The 5000-nt window shown below is 35.8% G+C and carries 3 protein-coding genes, 2 tRNA genes and 3 rRNA genes (2 of these 8 only partly in view); 7 read left to right on the top strand and 1 reads right to left on the bottom strand.

Translation table 11 applies throughout. The annotated features are described in order from the left end of the window. The 6 genes from F3K33_RS25215 to F3K33_RS25190 all read left to right on the top strand — a co-directional run. Window positions 1-1192, top strand: a 23S ribosomal RNA gene (locus tag F3K33_RS25215) (it extends 1717 nt beyond the left edge of the window). 73 nt (window positions 1193-1265) lie between these two features. Next, window positions 1266-1382, top strand: a 5S ribosomal RNA gene (rrf, locus tag F3K33_RS25210). Between the two features lie 7 nt (window positions 1383-1389). Beyond that, window positions 1390-1465 (top strand) — tRNA-Lys (locus F3K33_RS25205). A 291-nt stretch (window positions 1466-1756) separates the two neighbouring features. Next, window positions 1757-2704, top strand: coding sequence for an L-lactate dehydrogenase (locus F3K33_RS25200; RefSeq protein ID WP_012061053.1), 948 nt, complete (start codon window positions 1757-1759; stop codon window positions 2702-2704). Window positions 2705-2862: 158 nt separating this feature from the next. Continuing rightward, a 5S ribosomal RNA gene (rrf, locus tag F3K33_RS25195) occupies window positions 2863-2979 on the top strand. Between the two features lie 5 nt (window positions 2980-2984). Then, window positions 2985-3060 (top strand) — tRNA-Lys (locus F3K33_RS25190). Window positions 3061-3250: 190 nt separating this feature from the next. On the opposite strand, the gene F3K33_RS25185 is transcribed toward F3K33_RS25190, so the two are convergent. Then, window positions 3251-4000 carry a signal peptidase II gene (locus F3K33_RS25185; RefSeq protein ID WP_012061052.1) on the bottom strand — a complete coding sequence of 250 codons (750 nt, stop codon included), beginning with the start codon at window positions 3998-4000 and terminating at the stop codon, window positions 3251-3253. A gap of 223 nt (window positions 4001-4223) precedes the next feature. On the opposite strand from F3K33_RS25185, the gene F3K33_RS25180 reads away from it, so the two are divergent. Beyond that, window positions 4224-5000, top strand: the 5' portion of a protein-coding gene (locus F3K33_RS25180; RefSeq protein ID WP_012061051.1) for a pyruvate, water dikinase regulatory protein. It continues 30 nt past the right edge of the window; 777 of the gene's 807 nt are visible here — the first part of the coding sequence; it begins with the start codon at window positions 4224-4226; its stop codon lies off the right edge, out of view.

The raw sequence follows: 5000 nt of genomic DNA, 5'->3' as shown, positions 1-5000 counted from the left end.
ACCCCGTAACTTCGGGAGAAGGGGTGCCTGAGAAATCAGGCCGCAGAGAATAGGCACAAGCAACTGTTTAACAAAAACACAGGTCTCTGCTAAAGCGAAAGCTGATGTATAGGGGCTGACGCCTGCCCGGTGCTGGAAGGTTAAGGGGAACACTTAGTGGTAACGCGAAGGTGTGAACTTAAGCCCCAGTAAACGGCGGCCGTAACTATAACGGTCCTAAGGTAGCGAAATTCCTTGTCAGGTAAGTTCTGACCCGCACGAATGGCGTAATGACTTGTGCACTGTCTCAACTGCAAATCCGGCGAAGTTGTAGTGCGAGTGAAGATGCTCGCTACCCGCGATTGGACGGAAAGACCCCGTAGAGCTTTACTGTAGCTTAGCATTGAATTTCGGTATTGTCTGTACAGGATAGGTGGGAGACTGGGAAACTAGGGCGTCAGCCTTGGTGGAGTCGTTGTTGGGATACCACCCTGATAGTATTGAAGTTCTAACTGGATGCCATGAAACTGGTGACAGGACATTGTTAGGTGGGCAGTTTGACTGGGGCGGTCGCCTCCTAAAATGTAACGGAGGCGCCCAAAGGTTCCCTCAGAACGGTCGGAAATCGTTCGAAGAGTGTAAAGGCAGAAGGGAGCCTGACTGCGACACCTACAAGTGGAGCAGGGACGAAAGTCGGGCTTAGTGATCCGGTGGTACCTCGTGGGAGGGCCATCGCTCAACGGATAAAAGCTACCTCGGGGATAACAGGCTGATCTCCCCCAAGAGTTCACATCGACGGGGAGGTTTGGCACCTCGATGTCGGCTCGTCGCATCCTGGGGCTGAAGTAGGTCCCAAGGGTTGGGCTGTTCGCCCATTAAAGCGGCACGCGAGCTGGGTTCAGAACGTCGTGAGACAGTTCGGTCCCTATCCGTCGCGGGCGTAGGAAATTTGAGAGGAGCTGTCCTTAGTACGAGAGGACCGGGATGGACTGACCTATGGTGTACCAGTTGTTTCGCCAGAAGCATAGCTGGGTAGCTAAGTCGGGAAGGGATAAACGCTGAAAGCATCTAAGTGTGAAGCCCACCTCAAGATGAGATTTCCCATAGCATAAGCTAGTAAGACCCCTTGAAGACTACAAGGTTGATAGGTCAGAGGTGTAAGTATGGTAACATATTTAGCTGACTGATACTAATAGGTCGAGGGCTTGACCAATATAGTCAAGTTGTAAATACATTAAAGAAACTGTGTGCAATTTTGAAAGAACAAGGTTTTTTCAAATTGAAGATCTCGTGATGATGGCATAGAGGTAACACTCCTTCCCATTCCGAACAGGAAAGTTAAGGTCTATAGCGCCGATGGTACTGCATGGGAGACTGTGTGGCAGAGTAGGACGTTGCGAGGTAAGATTTGCGTGATTAGCTCAGTTGGTAGAGCACCTGACTCTTAATCAGGGTGTCCAGGGTTCGAATCCCTGATGACGCACCATAACAAAGGTTGTTAATTTTATTAACAACCTTTTTTGTTTTAAAATAAATTATTAAAGAAGTAATTTATTTTCAGTATTATAAACATTTAGGAATAAAAGATTGGATTAATTTATTAATTAGATAAATTTTGAATACGAAGACTGATTTTATATTCTTAGAAGAGAGTTAAGATAGTGTATAATATAATCCATAATATTTAATCGTGCATATATAAGTAATTATAAGTGAATAAATGAGTGTAAAATAATAATAATATGAGTAAGAATAAGTTTCTTAAAAGGAGTTAAATATGAGTTTAAAAAAAAGTAAAGTGGCTATTATAGGAACAGGATTAGTAGGGTCTAGTACAGCCTTTAGTCTGATGACTCAAGGGGTATGTGATGAGATATTAATGATTGATATAAATGAAGAAAAGGCTCTAGGGGAAGTAATGGATTTAAACCATTGTATTGAATATTTGAATAGAAATATAAGAATTGTCAGGGGGAACTATGAGCAATGCGGGGATGTAGATATTGTGGTAATAACAGCTGGTGCACCGCCTAAGCAAGGGCAAACTAGATTAGATACACTAGAATTATCAGCTAAAATAGTAGAATCCATTGTAAGGCCAATAATGAAGAGTGGATTTAAAGGACACTTTATTGTTATTTCCAATCCGGTTGATATGATAGCATATCATGTTTATAAGATATCTGGGCTACCAAAGAGTCATATTATAGGCACTGGTACTTCAGTTGATTCAGCAAGACTAAAAAATTTCATTGGGGAACTATTAAATGTGGATCCGCGTAGTGTGCAAGGATATTCTATGGGAGAACACGGAGATTCGCAGATGGTCCCATGGTCTCATGTTACAGTTGGAGGGAAGTCATTCTACGAGATATTAAAAGACAATAAAGATAGAGTAGGAAAAGTTGACTTAGATAAACTAGTACTAGAAACAGCGAGAGCAGGTTGGGAAGTGTACAATAGAAAAGGAACAACGTATTATGGTATAGCAACAGCAGCTGTAGGAGTCATAAAAGCGATAATAAATGATGAAAACAAGATAATGCCAGTATCTACATTATTAGATGGCGAGTATGGAGAAAAAGATGTTTTTTGTGGAGTACCTGCTGTTTTAAATGCTGATGGGGTTAAAGAGGTAGTGGAAATTCATATGACAAAAGAAGAGTTGAGCAAGTTTAAAAGATCTATAGAGTTAATAAAAGAATATACCAAAAAAATAAAATAAGTTTTATTTCTGAATAAGTGTTGACATAATAGATAATACTATGTATAATAATATCTTGTTGAGACAAGTTTTCGACAAGATATTATAAAATAGTTATATAAAGATTATTTCATAAATTTGAAGTAATAGATGAAGATTGTATCAACTATTAATTAAAATCTCGTGATGATGGCATAGAGGTAACACTCCTTCCCATTCCGAACAGGAAAGTTAAGGTCTATAGCGCCGATGGTACTGCATGGGAGACTGTGTGGCAGAGTAGGACGTTGCGAGGTAAGATGGTTCACTAGCTCAGTCGGTAGAGCACATGACTTTTAATCATGGTGTCCCGGGTTCGATTCCCGGGTGAGCCACCAATTACTTTATTAAAAGTAATCTTATTGAAAAACTTGCTTAGTATTTATATAAATAAAAGAGTTTTACTGAAAGTAAAACTCTTTTTTTTATTTACCTTTATAAATTTTGAAACATATCATATTACAAATTTATAAAATGAATAACATTAAATAAGTATTCATAGGTTTTACTAATCTAATAGATAACTGTTTAGAAGGATTTGAACTTATGCGAGATATCCTTTTTTATAAATAAGAAAAACTTTCTTAATGATTGAATATCTTCCTTAACTGATGTATCTTCATTAGATGCAAGGTATCCATTGTTAAACATAGTAAGGGCAAAGAATAATATTCCTATATTAATATATAAGTCTTTTATATCAGCAATGAATAAATTACTTATTCCTATAAAATCTAAACTACCACCATAAAAAATCTTGTCAATCAGCGAACATGTAGCACCACAGCATACAAAAATAAAGCACATATCGGCCCAGAAATCCTTGTTTCCTTTGTATAAATAATATCTATATACTTCGATAAAAATAAATATAGCAAATATATTTATAGTTATTAAAATAGGAAAATTAACGGATGCTCCAAATCTAGCATTTAGCCAAGAACCTTCAGTATTAATTATAGGTCGAAAATATAACAAGCTAGATATTATAGGAAAATCATTATTAAACCAAAAGAGTTTTATTAATATCTTTATTCCTTGATCAAATAGAAAAAGAAAGAAAAATAGAATTACAAGTGTATTAGACTTAAATCCACATTCGTATTTAATTCCGATTATGTAGCTAAATAGACCTACTAGTGCAAATAATATAATTAGTATCATATTAAATAAAATTGTTCTAAGATCATTAATTCTTCCAGTAATAAGCTCGAATAAGACATATATAGTCCACATCAAAGGAAGAATACTTATAGTTAACACTTTTTTATTTTTCATAAGAGTACCTCCAACTGTAATTGTATTACGTTATACTAAAGTGTAACATATAGTAAAAAAAAATTCACTACTGTTAAATGAACCAAATTTAGTTTAATATAGAGATAACAGGAACACATACATAATTAATTAAAGTATTGTAAGCATTGGTCAGGGTATATATTTATAAAAAAAGAGTAAGGTATAAAAAGTATCATGAGATTATGAGAAAGAAGGTATAAATATGTTAACAATTTTAGCAGTATCAGATTCGATAGGAGAAACTGCAAACCAAGTTGCTGTTGCAGCGGCAAGTCAATTTACAGAAAAAGTAGATGTTAAAAGAATTCCATATGTAAAATCTTTAGAAGATGTTGAAGATGTAATGAATATTGCAAATGAGTGCGAGAGCGTGATAATTGTATCTACTATAATTACTGTTAATGTAAGGGAGCATTTGACACAAAAAGCAATGGAAAAAAATATATCGGTTATGAATGTATTAGGGCCAATAATAAATGTGGCATCAACTATATTAAATACACATCCTACATACAACCCAGGTGCTATGAGGCAAACAGACGAAGTATATTTCAAGAGAATAGAAGCCATGGAATTTGCTATGCAATATGATGATAGTAAAGATTATAGGGGATTAAAGAATGCCGATGTAGTGTTGATCGGACTTTCAAGAACTTCAAAAACACCACTTTGTATGTATTTAGCCAATAAGGGGGTAAAGGCAATAAACATTCCTTTAATGCCTGAAGTGGGAGTTCCAGATGAAATATATGAAATTGATAGAAAAAAAGTATTTGGATTAACAATAAATCCACTTAGATTAATTGAAATAAGGAAAAGAAGGTTAGATAAGTTTCATAGGATTACGTCAGACATTGAATATGCAGGAGATGCAAGAGTGTTAGAAGAACTTGATTTTGCAGATAAAATAATGAGAAAAATAGGATGTAAGACTATAGATGTTACAGAGAGAGCTATTGAAGATACTGCTTTAATTATT

It is taken from the genome of Clostridium beijerinckii, from assembly GCF_008705175.1.
Taxonomy (GTDB): domain Bacteria; phylum Bacillota; class Clostridia; order Clostridiales; family Clostridiaceae; genus Clostridium; species Clostridium beijerinckii.
The sequence above is the reverse complement of the archived record's forward strand: the minus strand, read 5'-3'. Positions and strand labels throughout refer to the sequence as shown.

Coding starts and splice junctions, on each gene's coding strand:
- F3K33_RS25185 (WP_012061052.1), bottom strand. CDS start 4,000: ATGAAAAATAAAAAAGTGTTAACTATAAGTATTCTTCCTTTGATGTGG.
- F3K33_RS25200 (WP_012061053.1), top strand. CDS start 1,757: ATGAGTTTAAAAAAAAGTAAAGTGGCTATTATAGGAACAGGATTAGTA.